Annotated in this window: 20 protein-coding genes; 1 reads left to right on the plus strand and 19 read right to left on the minus strand. The window is 63.6% G+C overall.

Annotated elements, in window-relative coordinates; all coding sequences use genetic code 11:
- Window positions 1-21: 21 nt before the first annotated feature.
- Window positions 22-2,121, minus strand: coding sequence for an ATP-dependent DNA helicase (locus tag Q4G32_RS08190; RefSeq protein WP_303350619.1), 2,100 nt, complete (start codon window positions 2,119-2,121; stop codon window positions 22-24).
- Between the two features lie 38 nt (window positions 2,122-2,159).
- Entirely contained in the window at window positions 2,160-3,818 is a 1,659-nt protein-coding gene (gene hflX, locus Q4G32_RS08195; protein WP_303350620.1) for a GTPase HflX, read from the minus strand.
- 146 nt (window positions 3,819-3,964) lie between these two features.
- Between hflX and Q4G32_RS08200 the strand changes: the two genes are divergently transcribed.
- Entirely contained in the window at window positions 3,965-4,588 is a 624-nt protein-coding gene (locus Q4G32_RS08200) for a class I SAM-dependent methyltransferase (RefSeq protein WP_303350621.1), read from the plus strand.
- On the opposite strand, the gene dapF is transcribed toward Q4G32_RS08200, so the two are convergent.
- From dapF to Q4G32_RS08285, 17 genes are all read right to left on the minus strand, one after another.
- The gene (dapF, locus tag Q4G32_RS08205; RefSeq protein ID WP_303350715.1) at window positions 4,569-5,525 is read right to left on the minus strand and encodes a diaminopimelate epimerase; all 957 of its coding nucleotides are present in this window, start codon (window positions 5,523-5,525) and stop codon (window positions 4,569-4,571) included. The two genes, Q4G32_RS08200 and dapF, sit on opposite strands and share 20 nt — an antisense overlap.
- A 60-nt stretch (window positions 5,526-5,585) precedes the next feature.
- Window positions 5,586-6,515 (minus strand): tRNA (adenosine(37)-N6)-dimethylallyltransferase MiaA, encoded by a 930-nt coding sequence (gene miaA, locus Q4G32_RS08210; RefSeq protein ID WP_303350622.1) that lies wholly within the window; start codon window positions 6,513-6,515, stop codon window positions 5,586-5,588.
- Between the two features lies 1 nt (window position 6,516).
- On the minus strand, window positions 6,517-8,127 hold the full coding sequence (miaB, locus tag Q4G32_RS08215) for a tRNA (N6-isopentenyl adenosine(37)-C2)-methylthiotransferase MiaB (protein ID WP_303350716.1): 1,611 nt from the start codon (window positions 8,125-8,127) through the stop codon (window positions 6,517-6,519).
- Window positions 8,128-8,235: 108 nt separating this feature from the next.
- Window positions 8,236-8,841: a regulatory protein RecX gene (locus Q4G32_RS08220; protein ID WP_303350623.1), complete on the minus strand. Its 606-nt coding sequence runs from the start codon at window positions 8,839-8,841 to the stop codon at window positions 8,236-8,238.
- A 108-nt stretch (window positions 8,842-8,949) separates the two neighbouring features.
- Window positions 8,950-10,047, minus strand: a complete 1,098-nt coding sequence (gene recA / locus Q4G32_RS08225; RefSeq protein ID WP_303350624.1) for a recombinase RecA — start codon at window positions 10,045-10,047, stop codon at window positions 8,950-8,952.
- Between the two features lie 311 nt (window positions 10,048-10,358).
- Window positions 10,359-10,580 carry a DUF3046 domain-containing protein gene (locus Q4G32_RS08230; protein ID WP_303350625.1) on the minus strand — a complete coding sequence of 74 codons (222 nt, stop codon included), beginning with the start codon at window positions 10,578-10,580 and terminating at the stop codon, window positions 10,359-10,361.
- Window positions 10,581-10,734: 154 nt separating this feature from the next.
- On the minus strand, window positions 10,735-11,124 hold the full coding sequence (locus Q4G32_RS08235; protein WP_303350626.1) for a helix-turn-helix domain-containing protein: 390 nt from the start codon (window positions 11,122-11,124) through the stop codon (window positions 10,735-10,737).
- Window positions 11,125-11,288: 164 nt separating this feature from the next.
- On the minus strand, window positions 11,289-11,795 hold the full coding sequence (locus Q4G32_RS08240; RefSeq protein WP_303350627.1) for a CinA family protein: 507 nt from the start codon (window positions 11,793-11,795) through the stop codon (window positions 11,289-11,291).
- 17 nt (window positions 11,796-11,812) lie between these two features.
- Window positions 11,813-12,439, minus strand: coding sequence for a CDP-diacylglycerol--glycerol-3-phosphate 3-phosphatidyltransferase (gene pgsA, locus Q4G32_RS08245; RefSeq protein ID WP_303350628.1), 627 nt, complete (start codon window positions 12,437-12,439; stop codon window positions 11,813-11,815).
- A gap of 4 nt (window positions 12,440-12,443) precedes the next feature.
- Window positions 12,444-15,443 (minus strand): FtsK/SpoIIIE family DNA translocase, encoded by a 3,000-nt coding sequence (locus Q4G32_RS08250; RefSeq protein ID WP_303350629.1) that lies wholly within the window; start codon window positions 15,441-15,443, stop codon window positions 12,444-12,446.
- Window positions 15,444-15,479: 36 nt separating this feature from the next.
- On the minus strand, window positions 15,480-15,788 hold the full coding sequence (locus tag Q4G32_RS08255) for a hypothetical protein (RefSeq protein WP_303350630.1): 309 nt from the start codon (window positions 15,786-15,788) through the stop codon (window positions 15,480-15,482).
- A 16-nt stretch (window positions 15,789-15,804) separates the two neighbouring features.
- Window positions 15,805-17,505 carry a ribonuclease J gene (locus tag Q4G32_RS08260; RefSeq protein WP_303350631.1) on the minus strand — a complete coding sequence of 567 codons (1,701 nt, stop codon included), beginning with the start codon at window positions 17,503-17,505 and terminating at the stop codon, window positions 15,805-15,807.
- A gap of 44 nt (window positions 17,506-17,549) precedes the next feature.
- Entirely contained in the window at window positions 17,550-18,464 is a 915-nt protein-coding gene (dapA, locus tag Q4G32_RS08265) for a 4-hydroxy-tetrahydrodipicolinate synthase (protein ID WP_303350632.1), read from the minus strand.
- Between the two features lie 10 nt (window positions 18,465-18,474).
- Window positions 18,475-19,143: a hypothetical protein gene (locus Q4G32_RS08270; RefSeq protein WP_368660378.1), complete on the minus strand. Its 669-nt coding sequence runs from the start codon at window positions 19,141-19,143 to the stop codon at window positions 18,475-18,477.
- The gene (gene dapB / locus Q4G32_RS08275; protein WP_441327481.1) at window positions 19,140-19,853 is read right to left on the minus strand and encodes a 4-hydroxy-tetrahydrodipicolinate reductase; all 714 of its coding nucleotides are present in this window, start codon (window positions 19,851-19,853) and stop codon (window positions 19,140-19,142) included. Before dapB ends, Q4G32_RS08270 begins: the two co-directional genes overlap by 4 nt.
- A gap of 184 nt (window positions 19,854-20,037) precedes the next feature.
- Window positions 20,038-21,453 (minus strand): M16 family metallopeptidase, encoded by a 1,416-nt coding sequence (locus tag Q4G32_RS08280; protein WP_303350634.1) that lies wholly within the window; start codon window positions 21,451-21,453, stop codon window positions 20,038-20,040.
- Between the two features lie 216 nt (window positions 21,454-21,669).
- Entirely contained in the window at window positions 21,670-23,937 is a 2,268-nt protein-coding gene (locus Q4G32_RS08285; RefSeq protein WP_303350635.1) for a polyribonucleotide nucleotidyltransferase, read from the minus strand.
- Window positions 23,938-24,220 lie beyond the last annotated feature (283 nt).

Below are 24,220 nucleotides of genomic sequence, written 5' to 3' on the forward strand. Positions count from 1 at the left end.
CCACCATCCGGGCACCCATGATCAGGTTTTTGGGTTCAGGCGGTGGAGGGCGCCCAGGACCACGGAGCGGTCCGCAGTGGTCCACAACGGGGGCAGACTGGCCCGCAGGAAGCCTCCGTATCGAGCGGTGGCGATCCGGGAATCCAGAATGGCAACCACACCGCGGTCTGAGCCCGAGCGGATCAGCCGACCGGCCCCCTGCGCCAGCCGTACCGCTGCATGCGTTGCAGAGACTGCCATGAACCCGTTGCCTCCGGCATCAGCTGTGGCTCGGGTGCGGGCGGTGGACAGCGGATCATCCGGGCGAGGGAAAGGAATTCGGTCAATCAAGACCAATCGGCAGGAATCCCCCGGGACATCCACGCCCTGCCACAGGCTCATGGTGCCGAACAGGCAGGTTTCTGGGTCCTCCGCAAATTCCTGGACCAAGGAGTTCAGGGAGGCATCCCCTTGACACAGAATGGGAATCTCGGTTCGTTCCCGCAGGTGTTCGGCGGCTTCCTCCGCGGCCCGTCGGGAGGAGAACAACCCCAGCGCGGCTCCCCCGGATGCCTCAATGAGTTCCAGGATTTCCTCCAACATGGCTGGGGACAACTGGCGCCCGGGCTTCTCCAGGTGCTTGGCCAGGTACAGAATGCCTTGACGTGCGTAATCGAAAGGGCTGCCAACATCCACACCGTCCCAGCGCGGGGCGCCTGCACCTTGCAAACCCAAATCCCCGGCCACGGAGTCAAAGGACTCCCCCACGGACAGTGTTGCTGAGGTCATGATCACGGTGCGGCCGTCAAAGAGTCCATCCCGCAACTGGCCTGCAACAGATAGCGGAGCCACGTGCAGGGTGGCGGGGTCATCATCCTGGGCCGGAACATAGCCCCGTCCGGGTTCCCAACCACCGGCACGGGAAATCCACAGAACCTCCCGGTGTTCATCGGCCTCCAGCATCCGCTGGCACAAGTCCAGAATTTCGGTGACCCGCGAGCGCGCCATTTGCCGCCCGCCGTCGGCCTCTGCCTCCTGACCTGAACCACCCTTCTCCGGTTTTGAATCGGTCATGGCCTGGCGAGCGGCATCTCGGATTCGACCCACGGCACCCACCATGGCTTCGTTCAAACCGCGGGGCAGCAACTCGGCCGGAACGCCGGTCAGGCAACGTTCAAGATCGTCAGCCCCTGCTTGCAGGTCATCGGAGGAGGCGGCGGTGTGCTTGCGGATGGAGGTGGCCGCAGCGCGCACAGCCGCAGCAGACAACGCCCCGGTGACTGCGCCAGTGACTCGGTCACGTAGTTCATGGGCCTCGTCAATGATCACAACATCGTGTTCCGGAAGCACCTGCACATCTTCAAACGCGTTGATGGCCAGGAGCGCATGGTTGGTGATCACCACGTCCGATTCAGCAGCCCGTGCCTTGGCCAGCTCCGCAAAGCACTCCTCCACGAACGGACAGGAACGGCCCAGGCACTCCCGGGCGGTCACGGAGACTTGACGCCAGGCCGCATCGGTGACGCCCGGCAGTACTTCGTCCCGATCTCCCGTGTCCGTTTTCTGTGCCCAGTCGCGCAGACGTTGCACCTCTTGGCCGAGCGCGGAGACGGGAGCGGATGAGGGATGGGAGCCTTCCCCGGGGGTGGCGAACAGGGCGCCGTCGTCGTCTTCCGGATAGCCGCCCTCCAGTTTGTGGAGGCAAGCGTAGTTACTGCGGCCTTTGAGCAGCGCCACCTCCATGCCTTCAGGCAGTTCACCCTCCAGCGCCGCCAGAAGCCTGGGGACGTCGCGGCCCACCACCTGGGATTGCAGGGCGAGCGTTGCCGTGGCGATCACCACGGGTTTGGAAGCCGCCCCGCGATGGGCTGCGGCATGGTGCAAGGCCGGAGTCAGGTAGGCCAGGGACTTACCCGTGCCGGTTCCGGCCTGCACCAACAGGTGCCGGTTCAGTTCCAACGCCTCTGCCACCTTGGCCGCCATGAACCGTTGGCCGTCGCGGCGCTGCCCGCCCAGCGCGCTGACAGCTGTGTCCAGGAGGTGAAGAGCATCCGCTGCTCCGGGCAGAGTTTCGGGACGTTCGGTCACGGCCCGGCCCTTGCCGTCCCGGATGCCTGCGGACGGGGAAACCGTGGTGCTCATAGGGGAATGTTTCTCCAGGAGTGTTCAGCCCGGTGGCGCTATGGACGATCTGCTGCGGGTTCACCGGCGGGAACCGCCGCTTCAGCCGCACCGTCCGCCACGGAAAACTCAAGGGGCTGTTCCGGCACGTACCGGGCCAGCTCCCCCGCCAGATCCTCCCGTACTTTGACCAGCAGGTGAGTGCCTTCTGCAAGGTATTCGGTCCGCAGGATCTCGGCATCCCAGCTGTGCAGTCGGGAGACCACATCTCCGTCACTGTAGGGCACCATCAGGTCCAACACGTGATCCGGGCGCGGAATGGAGCTGGCGATCAGGTCTTTGAGTTCTTCGATCCCGGCACCGGTGTGGGCCGAAACCACAGCTACGTTCTTGTAGGTGTTGCGCAGGCGCTCGATCACGAACGGATCAGCGGCATCAGCCTTGTTGACCACAATGATTTCCGGCAGCGTGGTGGCCTGAATGTCCGCCAGCACCTCACGTACCGCGCGAATCTGGCCTTCCGGATCCGGGTGGGCACCATCCACCACATGCAGGATCAGGTCCGCATCGGCCACTTCCTCCAGGGTGGATCGGAAAGCCTCCACCAGCTGGGTGGGCAGTGAGCGCACGAATCCCACGGTGTCGGAGAGTGTGTAGCCGATCCCGTCCGGAGTGGTGGCCTTGCGCACGGTGGGGTCCAGCGTGGCGAACAGCGCGTTCTCCACCAGCACACCGGCGTCCGTGAGCCGGTTCAGCAGGGAGGACTTACCGGCGTTGGTGTACCCCGCGATGGCCACGGAAGGCACGGAATGACGACGGCGATTCAACCGCTTGGCCTCACGGGCCGGCTTCATGGCCGCAATCTCCCGCTTCAACTTGGCCATGCGGGCTCGGATACGACGCCGATCCAGCTCGATCTTGGTTTCACCGGGACCGCGCGAACCAATCCCTTCACCAGCTGCGGCACGGCCACCGGCCTGACGGGACAGGTTGCCACCCCAACCGCGCAGACGCGGCAGCATGTATTCCAGCTGAGCCAACTCCACTTGGGCCTTGCCCTCTTTGGACTTGGCGTGCTGGGCAAAGATGTCCAGGATCAAACCGGTCCGGTCAATCACCTTGACCTTGACCACATCCTCCAGTGCACGGCGCTGGGACGGGGCAAGCTCCTCATCCACCACCACGGTGTCCGCACCGGTGGCAGCCACAATCTCCTTGAGTTCCAGTGCCTTGCCGGAGCCCAGGTAGGTTGCGGGATCGGGTGTGCTGCGGCGTTGGATCACGCCATCCAGGACTTCCGAGCCCGCAGTTTCGGCCAGCGCGGCCAGTTCCCGCAGGGAGTTTTCGGCGTCCTCGGCCCGCCCGGAGGTCCACAGTCCGGCCAGGACCACCTTCTCCAGACGCAGTTCGCGGTACTCGACCTCGGTGATGTCTTCCAGTTCCGTGGACAGGTTGGCCACGCGGCGCAGCGATTGCCGCTCGGCAAGATCAAACTGCTCGCCGTCAGAACCGGTGTGGACGGTTTCGCCCGCCAGTTCGCGTGCCCGGCCGCCCAACACGTGACCGGCCTCAGCACCGCGATCCTGTGTTGCCCGCGCCCGGGAGAGCACCCGCTCCACCACATCTTCCAATTCGGATGGGGTGGGCTGATGACCGCGTTCGGAGAGCTCGGCGGAACCTGACGAGGGGTTGTGGGAGCCGTTATGGGTGTTGGTCATGAATCCTTTTCATGGTTTGGGTGGGCCGCATCTGTGAGCCACGGCCAGGTCTTCTTGATGTTCAACGGCACCGGCACCGGCCTTGTTCCCGCTCCCTGGATTCGTCCTCACCCGGGCCCTGGGAGGCTGCGTCTAGGCTGGCTCGTATGACTGCGCATTACTTCCTCACCCCCGATGGTCCTGAACAGCGGATGGAATTGGAAGTCCAGCTGCGCGGTCAGCAACTCCGGGTGGTCACCGCAGACGGCGTGTTCTCTCCCAAAGCCTTGGACAAAGGCACCGCCGTGCTGCTGGAGGAGGTTCCAGACCCCGTGGGCCGCGAGTTCTTGGACCTGGGCTGCGGTTGGGGGCCGATCACTTTGGCCATGGGGCTGGGGTCCACAGCGCACGACGACTCCCGGGTGACCGCCGTCGACGTCAATGAACGGTCCTTGGCACTGACCCGGGACAACGCGGCTGCCCACGGCGTGCGTGTAGAGGTTTGTCTCCCGGATGAGGTGCCGCCGGAGAGGCAGTTCGATGTCCTGTGGTCCAACCCGCCCATCCGGATTGGCAAGGAGGCGCTGCACAAGTTGCTGCTGCGCTGGTTACCCCGCCTGAGCCCCACCGGTGAGGCATGGTTGGTGGTGCAGAAGAATCTTGGCGCAGACTCTCTGCAGAAGTGGATGCTGACCGCCCTCCCGGAAGCCACCGGGACCGCGTGGGACGTGGAGCGGGTCAGCACCTCCAAGGGGTTCCGGGTGTTGCGGGTCAGCCGAAGCGCCCGTTAGCCACCACCACGGCTGGTCCCGCCAACACCACGTGTTCGGCGCCGTGCGGGCCCTCCACAAAAGTTGCTGAGACCACTCCACCGGGGACTTCGATCAGCCATTCATCCGGTGCGCTGTCTCCCGCCCAGAAACGAGTGGCTGCAGCCGCAGCGCAAGCCCCCGTGCCACAGGACTGTGTTTCCCCTACGCCGCGTTCGTGCACGCGCATCCGGATGCGGCCGATTTCCTCAGCTCCGGTTCCGTCCTCCTCAATGGGCACCACAAACTCCACATTGGTGCCATCCGGTGGGGTGGGACGCACCGTGGGCTCGGTGAACAACTGCAGCGAATCCAACTTTTCGCCCTCGGCCAGAGCCACCACGGTGTGGGGGTTGCCCATAGTGATGGACACCGCCGGACGGGGAACACGCAGCCCAGCGCCGGTCACCACGGAGTCGGAGCCACGTGAGCGGGCGGTATCGCCGTCGATGAACCCCCAGGGGCCCATGTCCACGGCGTAACCATCCTCCGTACGGGCCACAGCCTTGACCCCGGCCCGGGTGCCGATCCGCACCACGGCACCTTCGGCCAGCTCAATGAGCCCGTGGCCCACCAGCGTGTGTACAAAAACTCGAACCCCGTTGCCGCACATCTCCGCAATGGAACCGTCCCCGTTGCGATAGTCCATGAACCATTCCGCTTCCGGAGCCTGCTCCAAGAGCTGGCGGCCTTCCTCCAGGTGCTCAGAACGGGCAATTCGGATGAACCCGTCACCGCCAATGCCCGCGTGGCGGTCACAGGCCAGACGGACCGTTTCGTCACTGAGCAACAGCTCCGCCTTGGGGTCCACCACCACCACAAAGTCATTGCCCGTCCCGTGCGCCTTGACGAACGGCCAGCCGGTCAACTCGCCAAACACCTGTTCGGTGCGGCATGCGGGGCTGTGCTCTTGGGGCATGGTTGGGGTGTGGTCCTGGGATTCTTGCGGCTGGGGTTCTTCGGTGCTCACGCGCCCATGCTAGTCCGCCGGGCTGGTTGCCCTGATCAGCTCCACGGCTCGATTCACCAGCAGCGGATCATGGGCGGGGAGCCACTGCACGCGAGGATCGGCGCGGAACCAGGTCAGCTGCCGCTTGGCGAACTGACGAGTGGCCACCACGGTGGATTCCACGGCTTGTTGTCTGCTCATGGTGCCGTCCACGACGTTCAAGAACTGTCCGTAGCCCAAGGCACGAGAGGCTGTTTTTCCTTCGCGCAATCCTTGCGGGATCAGGGCACGGACCTCCGCCTCCAAACCCACTTCCACCATGTGCGCCACACGGTCAGTCAACCGGTTGTAGAGCACATCCCTCTCCAGATCCAGAGCGATCTGCACGGTGGGTTGCACGTAGCTGCGTTGCGGCATGAAGGAGGTGAACGGACGGCCCGTGACGTGATGGACCTCCAGTGCGCGGACCAGGCGGCGATCATCCTTGATGCGCGACGCCGATTCCGGGTCCACTTCCTGCAGACGCGCCCGCAGAGCACCCGGGCCATGCTGATGCAGTTCAGCTTCCAAGCCCGCGCGAATCTCCGGGTCCGTTCCGGGAAATTCCATGTGATCCAAGGCCGCCCGGACGTAGAGCCCGGAACCGCCCACCAGGATGGGTAATTTGCCGCGGGCTCGGATCTGGGCAAAGCACTGCCGCGCCTGCTCCTGGAACACGGCCACAGATGCTTCCTGCGTGACATCCATGATGTCCAAGAGGTGGTGGGCCACGCCGTCGCGCTCCTGCACGGTGGCCTTGGCCGTGCCAATGTCCATGCCCCGGTAGAACTGCATGGCGTCCGCATTGACCACCTCGCCGTTGAGTTCCCGAGCCAGGCGCACGCTCAGCGCGGTTTTGCCAGTCCCGGTGGGACCCACCAGGGCGACGACGGGCAGCTCAGGAGGCTCCGGTCCGGTCACCTCAGCGACCGCTGACCGGGGACGGCACCACCGGGAGGGAAGGCATCCCCAGGCTGACCTGGCCGGGTGCGGCATTGGCACCCGCGCCAGTGCCGCAGGACTCGGCTTGCTCCCGCTCCCATGCGTCCCCGCCGCGGGAACGCCGCACGCTGTACTGCGCCCCCGTGGGGTCGGAGATCAGGTGGTAAGCAGCAGCCTGGGTGATCGGAACTGTCACAAAATCTCCCGGGCGGGGAGGCTGGGCACCGTCAGGGACGGAAAAGTGCACCAGCCGCTGGTCTTGAGCACGGCCGGACAGCCTGCGGGTCTCCCCGCTCTTCTTGCCGGCATTGGCGGTGACCAAAAGTTCCACGGTGCGGCCCAACATGGCAGCGTTCTCCTCCGCCGCAATACGATCCTGCAGCGCCACCAACCGTTCAAAGCGCTCCTGAACCACAGCCTTGGGCAGTTGATCCTCACGTTCACCTGCGGGGGTTCCCGGCCGCACCGAATACTGGAAGGTGAAGGCCGAGGCGAAGCGGGACTCCTCCACCACCCGCATGGTGTCCTGGAAGTCCTCTTCCGTCTCTCCCGGGAAGCCAACGATGATGTCCGTGGTGATCGCGGCATCCGGAATCTGCGCCCGGACCTTCTCCAGAATGCCCAAGAACTTCTTGGACCGGTAAGAGCGCCGCATCTCCCGCAGCACACGGTCGCTGCCCGACTGCAAAGGCATGTGCAGCTGCGGCATCACATTGGGGGTCTCAGCCATGGCATCAATCACGTCATCCGTGAAGGCCGCCGGGTGCGGAGAGGTGAAGCGCACACGCTCCAAACCCTCGATCTCACCGCAGGCGCGCAGCAGCTTGGAAAATGCCTGCCGGTCACCAAAGGACACACCGTAGGAGTTCACGTTCTGCCCCAGCAGGGTGATCTCCACCGCCCCCTGGTCCACCAACGCTTGAACCTCGGCAAGAATGTCCCCGGGACGCCGGTCTTCTTCCTTGCCACGCAGGGAAGGCACAATGCAGAAGGTGCACGTGTTGTTGCACCCCACAGAGATGGAGACCCAACCGGCGTAGGCCTGGTCCCGCTTGGTGGGCAAGGCCGACGGAAAAGTCTCCAGGGACTCCAGAATCTCGATCTCGGCTTGTTCATTGTGCCGGGCCCGCTCCAACAGCACGGGCAGGGACCCAATGTTGTGTGTTCCAAAGACCACATCCACCACCGGGGATTTCTTCAGAATGGTGTCCTGGTCTTTTTGAGCCAGGCAACCGCCCACGGCCACCTGGAAGTTCTGATTCTTCTGCTTGTGTTCCACCAATTGGGAGAGGTGACCGTAGAGCTTGTTGTCTGCGTTCTCCCGCACCGCGCAGGTGTTGAAGACCACTAGATCGGGGTCCTGTCCATCCCGCACCGGGGTGTAGCCGGCCGTCTCCAAGAGCCCGTTGATACGTTCGGAATCGTGCACGTTCATCTGGCACCCGAAAGTACGCACCTCAAAGGAACGCGGAGAGTCCAAGACGGGGATCTCCGGGGCTGTGGTGGACGGGCCGGTCCGGGCCGGTTGTGCCGTGCTGGGGGTCTGGGTGTGGGCGCTCGCAGCAGTTACCTGGGCGTCAACGTTGGTCATACTCACCCGACAAGGATAGTGGCCACGTCAAACCCCCTCCTCCGCCGAGATCATGGTTTGTGGAGGATTCCGGGCGAAAAATTGAGAGGAACCATGATCTCGGCGGAGTTAGGTGGGTGGGGATTCGGCCAGGACCTCTTTGACGACGTCGAAGGCCATGCCCGGGGCGTATCCCTTACGCGCCAGCATGGAGACCAGACGGCGGGTGAGCTTGTCCCGTGAGGCTCGATCCGCCAGCTGCTCGGTCAGTTGCTCGCCGGACGGTGCCTTGCGGCGGACCAACTCCAAGGCGTCAGCGCGTTCGTCGTGGTCGGTGCGCTGCTCCAAAGCTTCTTCCACCAGCTCGGGGTCAATCCCTTTGGCTTGTAGGTCTCGGCGTAATGCCGGCCGCGCAAGTTTCCTGGTTTCCGCCCGCGACCGCACAAAAGCCTGGGCGAAGGCAGCATCATCCACCAATCCCACGTCCTCGAAACGGTCCAGCACCGCCATGGCAACGTTTTCGGGCACTCCGCGATCCGCCAGCTTGTCCTCCAGCTGACGACGAGACTTGGCCGATGCCGTCAACTGACGCAGCACAATGTTGCGAGCCGCTTCATACACGTCCGCGTCGGTCTGGGCGGCTGTCTCCGGTGCGCTGGGCTGCTGGGCTCGCCCGGAACGTTGGTATCGCTCTTGGGCGCGGCGACGGCGCTGTTCGTACATATTCTCAGTCATGGCCTGCTGTCTCAGTCATGCTCTGCTTTCGGATACTCCACGACCCCGAAAGGCAACGTCACTTTCGGGGTCGGGACTTCTAGTGGGTCTGCGCAGTGTCAGAGGACCTCAGAACGCAGCCTTGGCGGAAGAATCGGTGGCACCGAAATCAGCCACCACACCATCCTCATCAACTTCCGGAGCATCATCCTCCAAGATCCCCAACTTGGTCAGGATCTTGTGTTCAATCTCCATGGCCATTTCCGGGTTGTCCCGCAGGAATCGACGGGCGTTCTCCTTGCCCTGGCCCAGCTGGTCACCCTCATAGGTGAACCAGGCACCGGACTTCTTCACAATGCCCTGCTCCACACCGAGGTCGATCAACCCGCCCTCCGTGGAGATGCCCTGACCGTAGAGGATGTCGAACTCCGCCTGCTTGAAGGGCGGTGCCATCTTGTTCTTCACAATCTTGGCGCGGGTTCGGTTGCCCACGGGGTTGGCGCCGTCCTTCAGGGTCTCAATGCGGCGGACATCCACCCGCACGGAGGCGTAGAACTTCAAGGCCTTACCACCGGTGGTGGTTTCCGGGGAGCCAAAGAAGACACCGATCTTTTCACGCAGCTGGTTGATGAAAATGGCGGTGGTCTTGGAGTGGGACAACCGGCCGGTGATCTTACGCAGAGCCTGAGACATCAGACGGGCTTGTAGACCCACGTGGGAGTCGCCCATTTCACCTTCGATTTCAGCCTTGGGCACCAGGGCAGCCACGGAGTCGATCACCACGATGTCAATGGAGCCAGAGCCCACCAACATGTCCATGATCTCCAGCGCCTGCTCACCCGTATCAGGCTGGGAGACCAGGAGGTTGTCAATGTCCACCCCGAGCTTCTGGGCGTAGACCGGGTCCAAGGCGTGTTCGGCGTCAATGAAAGCGGCAATCCCGCCTGCCTTCTGCACGTTGGCTACGGCGTGCAAGGCCACGGTGGTCTTACCGGAAGATTCCGGTCCGTAGATCTCCACCACGCGACCGCGCGGGAAACCACCCGTGCCCAGAGCCACATCCAGCGCGATGGAACCGGTGGGAATGACCTCCACCTTCTGTGCCGGCCGCTCCCCCAGACGCATGACGGAGCCCTTGCCGTAGTTTTTGTCGATCTGAGCCAGGACGGTCTCTAGCGCCTTTTCACGGTTGGCATCCGCATTTACTGCGCTGGTCTTGGGGGCCATGATTCACCTCGTGTGTGTTCGTGGTGCGGCCACTGCGGCCGCCGGGGTGGGCGGAAAAGTTATGGGGTGCTTGCACTGGGCCACCACCTCCACCCGGAGCTGTCAGAAACAACGCTAAAGCGGGGGTCAGACAACACAAGGCCCGAGCCCAAAACCGAGGGGGAAGTACTCGGCGTCGAACCCAAAAAGCGCCCTGTGGAGTCATGAGGGCTTGCCTCAAGCACGACCGCTACCTTACACAATTTATCGAACACATGTTCGGATGGATGGTGCGGGCGTGTCACGCTGTGAAGAGTTCTCCCACGTGACGGTTACTTCTTGGGCTCCATGTCAGGGCCCCACCACCGACCCTCCGGAACGTCCTGATCCTTGCACAGCGCAAACCACACCGTCTTGGGGTCCACGCCATCGCGCAGTGCCTGCTCGGCGGTGCGGTGGTTCAGTTCCCCCAGCACCGTGTCCTGGGCCAACATCCGCCCCTGGGCGGCACCGAATTCGTGCGAGAGCATCTGGTAAAACCGGCTCAGCCTCAATTTTCACCCTCCATCACACATCACATCACTGAAACAAAAACACTCCCACCGCAAAACAGCAGGACCCACCCGCCACAATGGCCGATGGGTCCCAATGCCGTTCGGGGACGCTGGTCTCAACTCAGCGTGCCCCCGCACGTTGCGAGTTCAAACCTCAGTGGGCGCGAACGCCAAATTCGTGCTGGTACTGCTCGCGCAGTTCCGCGGGCACAGTGTCCGGTGCCAGGTTGCCCTCAACCTCAGCAACACGATCTGCCACCTCACGCAGCATGGCGGAGACGGGCACGTCCAGTGCAGCGCAGATGGAGGCCAGCAGTTCCGAGGAAGCTTCCTTCTGCCCGCGCTCCACTTCACTGAGGTACCCCAGCGAAACTCGGGCGGAGTGCGAAACCTCACGCAGGGTGCGTCCCTGCCGCTGGCGGACTGAACGTAGGACCTCACCGATTTCCTGGCGCAGGACAACGGGCTTGGGTTCCGCGTGAGCGGAATCGTTGATGGAAGTGGTTTCGACGTCCTTCCAGCGGATGACGCCGTTGACTGACACGGGGGTCTTGGTCGTCGTAATGATTGGCTCCTCAATCGTGCGGAAAAATCTCCGCGTGGCCCGGTGCTCTGCCGATCAGCTCGGCACCGGATGGCCCTTCCCTGGGCCGTTCGACGGGTACAACCGCCGAACAGGTCACCATTGTTCCCGATAGTTTCCCAGATTTACTGGGAGCTTTCTGAGAGCTGACAGTGCACCGCGAGTTCGGTCAGTGCCACTTCCACACAAGCCTGCCGGATCTGAGGTCGCGTACCGTCCAGGTGCAACTCCAGGCTGCGGGTTCCGCCGAGGCCGGCCAGCCCCACGTACACGGTGCCCACGGGTTTGCCGTCATGCGGTTCCGGACCTGCCACGCCCGTGGTGGCCACGGCGACGTCGACCCCCAGCACCTCACGCGCACCCCGCGCCATGTCCTCTGCCACCTGGGCATCTACCGCGCCAACTCGGTCCAGAAGCTCAGCGGAAACCCCCAGTACCCGGGTTTTCACGGCGTGCGAATAGGACACGACTGCACCTTCAAAAACCGCAGATGCGCCCGGGACGGACACCAGTGCGGCGGCCACGGACCCTCCGGTCAATGATTCCGCAGTGCCCACCGTCAGGTGACACTGCGCTGCCACCGCCACCGCGCGTCGGGCTGCTTCCAGAGCGGCTTCTTCATGACTCCCCATGACGCTGCTCCGGTGAATCAGCTGTTGTCCACGGGACGCCCCGCAGCCAAGGCGTCACGGCGCAATTGCCACGCCTTGATCACGTAATCAATGCCCGTCACCACGGTGGAGATCAACGCCAGCGCCATGAAGAACCAACCCAGCCAAGCCCACCAGGCACCCACCACGGGCACCAGCGGCAGAATCATGACCAGCAGGGCAATGGTCTGCAGCACGGTCTTGAGCTTGCCACCCTTGCCCGCAGCCATCACGCCGTAGCGGATCACCACAAAGCGCATGAGCGTGATGCCCCATTCGCGCACCAGGATCACAATGGTGACCCACCACCACAGTTCTCCCAGGATGGAGAGCACCACGAACGCAGCCCCCGTGAGGAGCTTGTCCGCAATGGGGTCAGCAATTTTGCCGAATGAGGTGATCAGCCCGCGGGCCCGTGCAATGTCCCCATCCAACTTGTCCGTGAACATGGCCAGGGCGAACACACCGAAGGCAGCCCACCGCATGGCCTGGGAGTCATGCCCGAAAGGACCGCCTGCCACCAGGAACCACACAAACAACGGGACCAACAGAATCCGCAGGGTGGTCAGTGCGTTTGGCAGATTCCAGTTGGAGGCGTTGGGTGCTTGCGCGTCAGTGGTTGTCATCGGTTCATCGTCCCGTCAGCTGCCAGGCGTCGTCAGATGCGGACTCCTCGGCGTCGTCGTAGTAATCAGTGACAGCCGGACCCGTGGGCTCGGCCAAGGGGTCCACACCGGAGTCCCCGCTGGATCCCCCCGTGCCCGCGTGCTCCTGGGCACCCACGACGACGGCGGTCGGCGGTTCCTCCCCGCGGATCACCGCCAGCGTGGCGGCAAGATCGTCCGGGCGGACCAGCACGTCGCGGGCCTTGGAGCCCTCGGAGGGGCCCACCACCCCGCGGGATTCCATGAGGTCCATCAGACGGCCCGCTTTGGCAAAACCCACACGCAGCTTGCGCTGCAGCATGGAGGTGGAGCCGAACTGCGTGGTGACCACCAGCTCAACCGCCTGCAGCAGAACGTCGAGGTCGTCCCCGATGTCCTCGTCAATCTCCTTCTTGGGGGCCTCCTGCACCACGTCCTCACGGTAGTTGGCCTTCATCTGAGACTTGACGTGCTCCACAACCTGGTGAATCTCAGATTCCGCAACCCAGGCACCCTGCACACGCATGGGCTTGGAGGCACCCATGGGCAGGAACAGGGCGTCACCTTGACCGATCAGTTTCTCCGCGCCCGGCTGATCCAGCACCACGCGGGAGTCGGTCACGGAGGAGGTGGCAAAGGCCATGCGGGAAGGCACGTTGGCCTTGATCAGACCGGTCACCACGTCCACGGAGGGGCGCTGGGTGGCCAACACCAGGTGGATACCGGCCGCACGGGCCAGCTGGGTGATGCGCACAATGGCATCTTCCACATCGCGGGGGGCCACCATCATCAGATCGGCAAGCTCATCCACGATCACCAGCAGGTACGGGTACGGCTTGATCTTGCGCTTGGAGCCGGGTTCCGGCTGAACCTTGCCGTTGCGCACACCCTTGTTGAAGTCATCAATGTGTTTGTAGCCGTAGTGCGAAAGATCGTCATAGCGGGCATCCATTTCCCGCACCACCCACTGCAGGGCTTCAGCAGCCTTCTTGGGGTTGGTGATGATCGGGGTGATCAGATGCGGCACGCCTTCATAGGCGGTGAGTTCCACGCGCTTGGGGTCCACCATGACCATGCGCACCTCATCCGGGGTGGCGCGCATGAGCAGGGAAACGATCATGGAGTTCACGAAGGAGGACTTACCGGCACCGGTGGCACCGGCCACCAGCATGTGCGGCATCTTGGCCAGGTTGGCCACCACAAAGCCGCCCTCAACGTCCTTGCCCACGCCCATGACCATGGGGTGGTCGTTCTTCCGGGCCGCTTGCGAACGCAGAACGTCACCCAACACCACGGTTTCGCGGTCCGTGTTGGGAATCTCAATACCGATGGCGGATTTGCCCGGGATGGGAGAGAGGATGCGGACATCCGAGGACGCCACGGCGTAGGAGATGTTCTTGGACAGCGCGGTGACCTTCTCCACCTTGGTCCCCGGGGCCAGCTCAATTTCATAGCGGGTGACCGTGGGGCCACGGGAGAAACCGGTGACCTCCGCGTCCACCTTGAACTGCTGCATGGTCTCCGTCAACGCCCGCACCACGGCGTCGTTGGCTTCCGAACGCTCCTTGGCGGGCGCCCCCTGGATCAACGACGACGACGACGGCAGCGAGTACGCCACGTCCCCATCCAGCTGCAGCTGTTCCGTACGTTCGGGGATCGGAGTGGCCTGCGCAGAAGGAGTATGGCCAGCAGGGACCGGTGCGGGGATCACGGTGGTGTCCCCGTCCGTGCCGTCGGCGTCAATCAGTGCGGCTGCTCCGGAACCGGCAGCGGTGTCTGCCGCTCCCGTTCCTGCTGCCTCAAGACCCTGTTCACGGCGCAGTTCCTGGGCGGCCAGTTGATCGCGGGTGAGGCGTTTCTGTCCCGGACGCAAGCCGGGTCCGGACGAGCCGGCTGCGGACCGGGCAGCGGCGTCGTCGTGATCCGCCGCGCCCTCAAGGGGTGAACCTGCTTGATTTGCGGACTCGACGTTGAACACTGAGGCCGCTGCGCTGCGGCGGGCGGAGGGCCCAGTCTGCTCCACCACGGGCACCTGATCCGTGGCTTCCCCGATCACCGCGGTCTCAAAAGCCTCATCCCCGTGGTAGGCGTCCAACCGCTCGCGCTCAGCGTTTTTGCGGTCCTGTTTGGCCTTCTTCCGGGCCGCCCGCCGTGCCGCACGGTCATGGGTGGGGGCGGGGTCGCGGTCGTTGAGGTAGGAGCGGTCGTGGTCATCGGCACTGAGATCAGCAGTGGAATCCCCCCGAGTACGGCCGGGATCAGCCCCGAGCACGGCGTCCCAGGCATGGGCAAGTCGCGGACCGATCTGGGCAAGAGGTGTGCCCGTGATGATCAGAATGGACAGAGCCAGAACGACCCCGCACAGCACCGCTGCCCCCACGGGAGTCACCACGGAACCCAACGGGCCGGCCACCAGGTAGCCAAAGGCGCCACCGGCCGTGAGGCGAGCGTCAAAACTCTCCGTGACCCCTGGCGAACCACCGATCACGTGGGCCACGCCTGCACCGGCCAGGATGGCGACCGTCAGGCCCACAGCAATCCGATTGTTGGTGGAGGTGGGAATCGGGCGCCGGAAAACTCGCACGGCAAAGCCAATCAGGGCCAGGGGCAAGGCCAGCGCGGCCCAGCCGATCAGCCCTGCCACCAACCAGTGCACACCGTATGCGGCTGGCGAAACCACGGGGACGCCCGCCCCGTACAGGGCCCACCACTCAACCACCGCCACCACCAGACCAGTGGTGAGCAGCACCAAAGCACCGCCGTCCCGGCGGTCTTGGGGTTCAAGGTCAGTTCGGAGTGTGCCGATGCGTCGGACTGCGCCACCGATCAGGTGCGCAAACCAGAGCCAAGTGCCTACAAGGGCCTCCACCGCGCGCTCACCAAAACCGGGCTGTGGGTTGTTTGAAGAACCCTTTTTTGCCTTCGAGTTGGTGGAACCGCGCGACGTCGATGCACCCTTGCGGGCGGGGGAAGTACGAGTCGCCATACAACCAGGGTAAACGACGCCGACGGTGAGGTGCGATCAGTCGCCGTTGCGCCGGTCCCGCTCAGCGTCTTCCCGGGCCCAACGCCGCCGGTTGACGTCATCACGCAGGATCAGGAACCAGATCACGCTGAAAACCATCAGCACGGCGCCGATCAAAAAACCTGCGGAGGCCAAGCCCATGGTCAGGATCTCCGGATCTGTTGCCACGCACTCCCGTGACATGTCTCCGGCCGGGCAGTCTGACCATGGGCGGATCATGACCAGCACCCCGGCAACCAAGCTGGCCGCCGAAATCACGGCGCCCAGCACCAGCATGATGATGCGGGGTTTGCCGAAGCTGCTCATGGTGAAGACCTCACCTTCAGTTCTTGGCGTCCGATTCGACCACCACGGGCACAATCATGGGCTTGCGGCGCAGCTTGCGTCCCACCCACGGGCCGATGGTCCGGCGGACAATCTGCTGGAGTTGATGCGTGGTGTACTGCTTGGGTTCATGCAGCGCATCCTCCAGGGCACCCGTGATCTTGGGGATGATGTCGTCAAAGACACGGTCATCCTCGGCCACGCCACGTGCGTGGACATCCGGGCCGTTGACCACCCGTTTCTGTTTGCGATCAATCACGGCCACCACGGAGACAAAGCCCTCTTCACCCAGGACAATACGGTCCTTGAGGTCCTCTTCGGTGATCTCACCCACGGAGGAACCGTCCACGTAGACAAACTTGATCTCATGACCGCCCACAATTCGGGCTTTGTGATCCTTCATGTCCACGCAGGTGCCGTTTTCGGTCAGCAGCACGTTCTCCGGGGGCACACCCGTGGCCTCGGCCAGTTCACCGTTGGCCATCAGGTGGCGGATCTCACCGTGTACGGGCATCACGTATTCGGGTTCCACAATGTTGTAGCAGTACAGCAGCTCACCCGCTGAGGCGTGGCCGGACACGTGCACCTTGGCATTGGACTTGTGCACCACGTGAGCACCCAAGCGCATCAGCCCGTTGATGATCCTGAACACGGAGTTTTCGTTGCCCGGGATCAAGGAGGAGGCCAGGATCACGGTGTCACCTTCACGGACCTGCACGCGGTGGTCACCGCGCGCCATCCGGGACAGCGCTGCCATGGGTTCCCCCTGGGAGCCGGTGCACATGATGACCAGTTCGTCATCCCGGAACTGCTCCACCTTGCGCTGATCCACCAGCACGCCTTCGGGCACATCCAGGTAGCCCAGCTCTGCGGCGATCCCCATGTTGCGTTCCATGGAACGCCCCATCAGAGCCACCTTGCGCCCGGAGGCCACGGCGGCGTCGAGCACCTGCTGCACGCGGTGCACGTGCGAGGAGAAGGAGGCCACCACCACCTTCTGATTGGACTTCTGGATCACATCAGCCAGCACTCCCCCAATGTCTTTTTCCGTGGGGGTGAAGCCTGGGACTTCTGCGTTGGTGGAGTCGGTCAGGAACAGATCCACGCCTTCCTCACCCAGGCGGGCAAAGTGGCGCAGGTCCGTGATCCGGCCGTCCAGTGGCAGCTGGTCCATCTTGAAGTCGCCGGTGTGCAGCACGGTTCCCGCTTTGGTGCGCATGAACACGGCCAGGGCGTCCGGAATCGAGTGGTTCACGGCCACGAACTCGCATTCAAATTCGCCCAGTTTCTCCACCTGACCCTCGCGTACGGTCAGCGTGTAGGGCTTGATGCGGTGTTCACGCAGCTTGGCTTCCACCAGAGCCAAAGTCAGCTGGGAACCAAGGATCGGAATGTCCGCGCGGCGCTTCAACAAATACGGCACAGCGCCAATGTGATCCTCATGCCCGTGGGTGAGCACAATGGCCACAATGTCATCCAGGCGGTCCTCGATGTGGGAGATGTCCGGGAGGATCAGGTCCACGCCGGGCTGATTCTCCTCTGGGAAGAGCACACCGCAGTCCACGATGAGCAACTGACCGTTGATCTCGAACACGGTCATGTTGCGCCCCACCTCACCCAGGCCACCCAGCGGGGTCACCCGCAAGGTGTCTTTGCCCAGGGCAGGCGGTGCGCTCAAGTTTTCCATCCAATGGGTCATGCGACCCCTTTCTCATGGTTGCTGCTCTCAAGGGAGAGCGTTGATCAAATCTTCAAAGTGTTGGCGATGACGGACCCGTTGAGATCGGCCGTCATGGCAGCCAGTTCAGCTTCCGTGGCATCCACGTAAGGCAGGCGAACGCGGTGGTTGGGCAGCACGGACTGCCAGTTCAAAATCTGCTTGGCCGCAACTGCACCTGGCACATGGGTCATGGTGGCCCGCACCACGGGCTCCAGGTCATGGGCGATCTGCAGTGCTTCCTGCAAGTTGTCCGCGTTGACCGCATCAATCAACCGGCGGAACCGGGGGGTGTCCACGTGGGTGGTGACCCCCACCAGGCCCACGGCCCCCACGGACATCCAGGGCAGTACCAGGCCGTCATCCCCGGAGTAGAACAGCAGGTCGGTTTCTGCGATCACACGCATACCGGCCACCAGGTCCGCCTTGGCGTCCTTGACGGCCACGATCTTGGGGTGCTCGGCCAACCGCAGCAGCGTGTCCACGGACAGCGGGATGCCTGTACGGCCGGGAATGTCATAGAGCATGATCGGGAGGTCCACGGCATCTGCCACGGTTTCAAAATGAGCCACCACACCGGCTTGGGTGGGCTTGTTGTAGTACGGGGTGACAATCAGCAGACCGTCCATGCCTGCCTTCTGGGCCTGGGCGGAGAGGTGCAGCGTGTGGTGGGTGTCATTGGACCCGGCACCGGCCACCAGGGCCACCTTGTCCCCCACGGCATCCCGCACGGTGCTGAACACGGCAAAGTGCTCATCATCCGTCATGGTGGAGTATTCACCGGTGGTGCCACCCACCACCAGACCGTCACAGCCTTGCTCCACCAGGCGGATGGCCAGAGCTTCCGTTGCGGCCAGGTCCACGGCGCCGTCGTCCTTGAAGGGGGTGACCATGGCGGTGAGCAGTGTTCCGAACAGAGGCTTGTCCTGGTGCGCAGTCATGGCATACACCCTAACTTGCTGCGCCCGCGGACCGGGGTCCGGAATCGGCTCCGGCGGCAGAAAGTCGCACGGCCTGGCGCATGGCGCCGCGGGCCCGCCGGGTGTCCCCGGAGGCGCTGTACGCCAAGGACAGTCGATACCAGGCACGCCATTGCTCGGGTTCAGCCTCCACCTCACCCTGCCAGCGGGGGAAATCGGCATCCGCAGCCTCACGCACGATCCGGCCGGAAGGATGCCGTGGCAGATTGTCCTCCGGCAAACCGCCCTCCGCTGCCAGTTGCCGCCCCAGCTGTTCAATCCGCACGCCAAACAGCAGTTCACGTGCCAGCGCCCAGATGCCCAGAACGGGAATCAGCACCAGGGCCACCCCCATGATCCGGCTCACCCAGGTTTCGGCCGTCATCAGAATCCACGCACGCTGCAGGGACAGGGCCAGATAAAACACCAGCAAGGCCACCATGGCTGCCGTCAGCGCTTTACCCCGGTTGGTGGACTCCAGCAACGTGAAGACCCCGGCGAACGCGCCAATGACCAGCACTGTGAGCTTGGCCGTGGTGGGAATCGGAAGCAACCACAGGGTGATCAGGGCAGCAACCAGCACCACCCACCCCAGTAGCCGCAGCGAATTCATGGACGACGACGCCCCGCCGCCGTCTTGTACCGCACCCCCGTTTTTCACGCGTCCAGATCCATGAAGTTCTCCAACCCGTGAGTGAGGCCCGGATGGGTGACCACGTTACGCACGCCCAGAAGAACTCCGGACATGAAGGAGATGCGGTCAAAGGAGTCGTGACGGATGGTCAACATTTCACCCTCATTGCCCAGCAGGGTCTCCTGATGAGCCACCAACCCGCGCAGGCGCACCGAGTGGACGCTGACCTCCTCAATTTTGGCCCCGCGGGCCCCATCAGGATCTGTTTCAGTGGCATCGGGTGAGGCTCCCAATCCGGCATCGCGCCGGGCCTGGGCAACCAGTGCCGCGGTGCGGGCCGCGGTGCCGGAGGGGGCATCCACCTTGTTGGGGTGGTGCAGTTCAATGATCTCCGCGGATTCAAAGAACTTTGCCGCAATCGCGGAGAAACGCATGGCCAGCACGGCTCCGATGGAAAAGTTCGGGGCGATCAGAACGCCCACACCGGGATGCTGCTCCAAGAGGTCCTGCAAGCGATTCAGGCGTTCTTCATCCCAGCCGGTGGTTCCCACCACGCAATGGATACCGTTCTCCACGCAGAAGCGCACGTTGTCCTCCGTGGCGGAGGGAACCGTGAGGTCAATGGCCACCTGGGCTCCGGCCACCACCAGCTGTTGCAGAGAATCATTGTGGTCAATGGTGGACACCAGGTGAACATCCTTGGCGTGGTCCACTGCCTTGACGGCTTCGGAACCCATCCGCCCGTGGGCACCCAAAACCGCCACCTTGATGGGTTCGGTGTTGGCGGGATCGGCGTTGTTGCTGGATTCGGCCTTGCTGTTCTCTTGGCTCACTGTTGCTCCTTGCGTGCCTGTTGGCTGCGTTGTGTGTCCAATTCACCGGGGCCATCATCTGGTCCCAGATCATTGAGGTTGTACGGCGTCAATCCTGCTGCGGTGCCACCACCTGGACCACGGTGGGGCCTTGGGCCAGTTCTTGGGCCAGGGTTTGAACCTGCTGCGGGGTGACGGCACGGACCCGGTTCAACGTTTCTTCCAGGTCATAGAACTCCCCCGTGGTCAGCTCCGCCGAGCCCAAACGGGACATTCTGGAACCGGTGTCCTCCAAGGCCAGGACGGTTCCACCGGCAAGTTGTCCCACCACCTTGGTCAGTTCCGCCTCCCCGATTCCGTCATGGGCGAGCTTGTTGAGCTCATCGGTCATCAGTTGCAGCACCTGATCGGTCTTGGCCGGGGTGCACCCGGCGTACATCCCAAAATAGCCAGCATCTGAGTAAGACCCGCCAAAGGAGAAGGTGTTGTAGGCCAGCCCTCGCTTTTCGCGGATCTCCTGGAACAACCGGGATGACATCCCACCGCCCAGGGCCGCGTTGAGGACTGTCATGTGATAGCGGCGGTCGTCGCCGGCCACCAACCCGGGGAGACCCACCACCACATTGGACTGCTCCACCGGACGGTGCAGCATGTGCCTGCCCCACTCCGGCTGGGGTGTGGTGGCATCCACGGAGCCCCGGGTACGCCGTTGCTTTGCCGTGCCCGGTTTGTAGGCGTCCCATCCTGCGGCAGCCATGGACTGCACCACCATGTCCACCACGGCCTGGTGTTCCAAACCACCCGCGGCGGTCACCACCAGGCCCTCCGGACGGTAGTGCTCTTGGAAGTGCTGCCACACGCGCTGACGGGGTACCGCCAGAATTTCATCCGGTGTGCCCCCGATGGGACGGGACAGCGGATTACCGCGGAAGACATGCTCCACAAAATGCTCGAAAGCAACATCCGTGGGATCGTCCTGGTCCATGGCCAGTTCTTCCAGGATCACACCGCGCTCGCGCTCCAGCTCATCCGGGTCCAACACAGCGCCGGCCACCATGTCCGTGAGGACGTCCACGGCCATGGGCAGCTGCTCGGAGAGCACGCGGGCAAAGTAGCAGGTGTGCTCCTTGGCCGTGATGGCATTGGATTCCCCACCCACTTCATCAAAGGCTTCAGCGATCTGCAGGGCATTGCGCTTGGCCGTCCCCTTGAACAGCAGGTGTTCCAGGAAATGCGTGGAACCCAGATGTCCCGGGGCTTCATCACGCGATCCCACACCCACCCAAAATCCCACGGTGGCAGACAGCAATCCGGGCATGGATTCAGTCAGCACACGGGTGCCGCAGGGCAGGACTGTGCGGGTGACCACGGCGCCGCCGTCGCCGTCGTGAATCACGTGGGTGAACCCACCCTGGGTGGCGCTTCCCGCTGCACTGTGGTCGTGCGGAACGGAAGGCGAAGAGATGCGTTCAGTGGCGCTCGCGGGTGTTGAACCCGGAAGCAGAGGGAGGTCTACAACCGTCATGCGGTAACCGGTGTCTCCTGTGTGTATTGGTATCTGGGTGTATTGATGATGGTGTGGCCCCGGAGCGAGCCGGAATGACAGCGGAACCCCACAATCACCCCGTGATGGCCGTCATCCCCGGGGCTCACAGGAGCACCGGGGATGACGGCGAACTCACCGGTGCCATGAGCCCACCAGGAAACGATCCTGGTGCAGGCCACGGCGCCAGCGTGAGGATCAGGCCTCTTCAGCAGCCTCCGCAGAATCCGCGGAGTCAGCCGAGTCGTCCTCGGCCACCACCGGGGAGAGCGACAGTTTGCCGCGGTCATCCACCTTGGTGATCTCCACCTGGACCTGCTGGCCCACGGAGACAACGTCCTCGACCTCGTTGACGCGCTTGCCGTCGTTGAGCTTGCGCAACTCGGTGACGTGCAGCAGACCGTCCCGGCCCGGGGTCAGGGACACGAAAGCACCGAACGTGGTGGTCTTGACCACCGTGCCCAGGTAGCGCTCGCCGACCTCCGGGACCTGCGGGTTGGCAATGGCGTTGATGGCCGAACGGGCAGCCTCCGCGGAGGGACCGTCCACGGCACCGATGTAAACCGTGCCGTCGTCCTCAATGGAGATGTCAGCGCCGGTGTCTTCCTGGATCTGGTTGATCATCTTGCCCTTGGGGCCAATGACTTCACCGATCTTGGAGACGGGCACGTTGACAGTGATGATCCGCGGTGCGTGCTCGGACATTTCATCCGGGGCGTCAATCGCGGCGTTGATGACGTCCAGGATGGCCAGACGGGCCTCACGGGCCTGGCCCAGAGCGGCGTCCAGAACATCCGAAGGGATGCCGTCCAACTTGGTGTCCAGCTGGATGGCGGTCACAAAGTCCTTGGTGCCGGCCACCTTGAAGTCCATGTCACCCAGGGCATCTTCCGCACCCAGGATGTCGGTCAGGGCAACGTGGGCGTCCTTGCCGTCCACCTGGCCGGTGACCAGACCCATGGCAATGCCCGCCACCGGGGCGCGCAGCGGCACACCGGCGTTGAGCATGGACAGGGTGGAGGCGCATACGGAGCCCATGGAGGTGGAGCCGTTGGAGCCCAGGGCCTCGGAGACCTGACGGATGGCGTACGGGAATTCCTCGCGGGACGGGATCACCGGGGCCAGCGCGCGCTCGGCCAAGGCACCGTGACCGATTTCGCGGCGCTTGGGCGAACCCACGCGACCGGTCTCACCGGTGGAGTACGGCGGGAAGTTGTAGTGGTGCATGTACCGCTTGGACTTCACCGGGGACAGGGAGTCGATCTGCTGCTCCAGCTTGAGCATGTTCAGCGTGGTCACACCCATGATCTGGGTTTCACCGCGCTGGAAGATCGCAGAACCGTGCACGCGCGGCAGGATCTCCACCATGGCGGTCAGCTCACGGATGTCCTTGGGGCCACGGCCGTCAATACGCACGCCATCACGCAGGATGCGCTGACGCACGGTCTCCTTGGTGAGCTTCTGGTAGGCGTCGTTGACCTCGTTCAGGCGATCCGCGAACGGCTTGCCCTCACCGGTCAGATCAGCCAGCACCGACTGGTGCAGCTCATCGGTGGCGTCTTCGCGTTCCTGCTTACCGGCAATGGCGTACACCTCAGCCAAGCGGTCGCCAGCAGCCTCCTTGACGGCAGCTGCGACGTCGTCGCCGTGGCCACCAAAGTAGGGCAGCTCCATGGCGGGCTTGCCGGCGCGGGCCTTCAGATCCGACTGGGCTTCGCACAGCGCCTTGATGAAGGGCTTGGAGGCCTCCAGGCCCTCAGCCACGATGTCCTCCGACGGTGCCACGGCACCACCCTGGATCAGGTCCCAGGAGTTGTCGGTGGCTTCGGCCTCAACCATCATGATGGCCACGTCTTCGGTGCCGTCGGCAGCGGTCACCACACGACCGGCCACAGCCATGTCGAACACGGCGTTCTCCAACTGGGAGTGCTTGGGGAAGCACACCCACTGGTGCGTGCCATCAGCCTGGGCGATCAGCGCCAGACGCACGCCACCCACGGGGCCGCCAAAAGGTGCGCCGGAAAGTGTGGTGGACATGGACGCGGCGTTGATGGCCACGGTGTTGTAAATCTCATCCGGGTCAATGGCCAGGACGGTCACAACCACCTGGACCTCGTTACGGATGCCCTTGTCAAAGCCGGGGCGCAGCGGACGGTCGATCAGGCGGCAGGCCAGGATCGCGTCCGTTGACGGGCGGCCTTCACGGCGGAAGAAAGAGCCGGGGATGCGGCCATCGGCGTACATCCGCTCTTCCACGTCCACGGTCAGGGGGAAGAAGTCAAAACCATCGCGGGGCTTCTTGCCGATCGCGGTGGTGGACAGCAAGGTGGTGTCGTCGTCAATGGACACCAGGGTGGAACCAGCTGCCTGCTGTGCCAGCAGACCGGTTTCAAAGCGCACAACGCGCTTGCCGTATCGGCCGTTGTCAATCACGGCCTCTGCAAACTGAATCTCGGGACCCTCCACGGGTCACCTCCATTTCATGTGGGGATTCTTCTGATGTGGCAGCAAATCCACCGCACTCGCGCTCGGCCTTCGATCGAAGCCCACGGTGCCACCCACTGATGGGTGTTCCGTGAGCCACTGTCGAGGACCGTCACCCGAGTCTGGGTGGAACTTCACGTGCCGTGACGGCGTCACCTGTGTGGCGGCGTCGTCGTGGCCCTCGCCTCACGGCGATGACCGGTACTACATCCCTAGCCTGTCAGGTTCGTGGTCTTCACGCCTGGATTTGAGGCTGAGAATTCGC

This window comes from Kocuria sp., from assembly GCF_030538595.1.
In the GTDB taxonomy this organism is placed as follows: domain Bacteria; phylum Actinomycetota; class Actinomycetes; order Actinomycetales; family Micrococcaceae; genus Kocuria.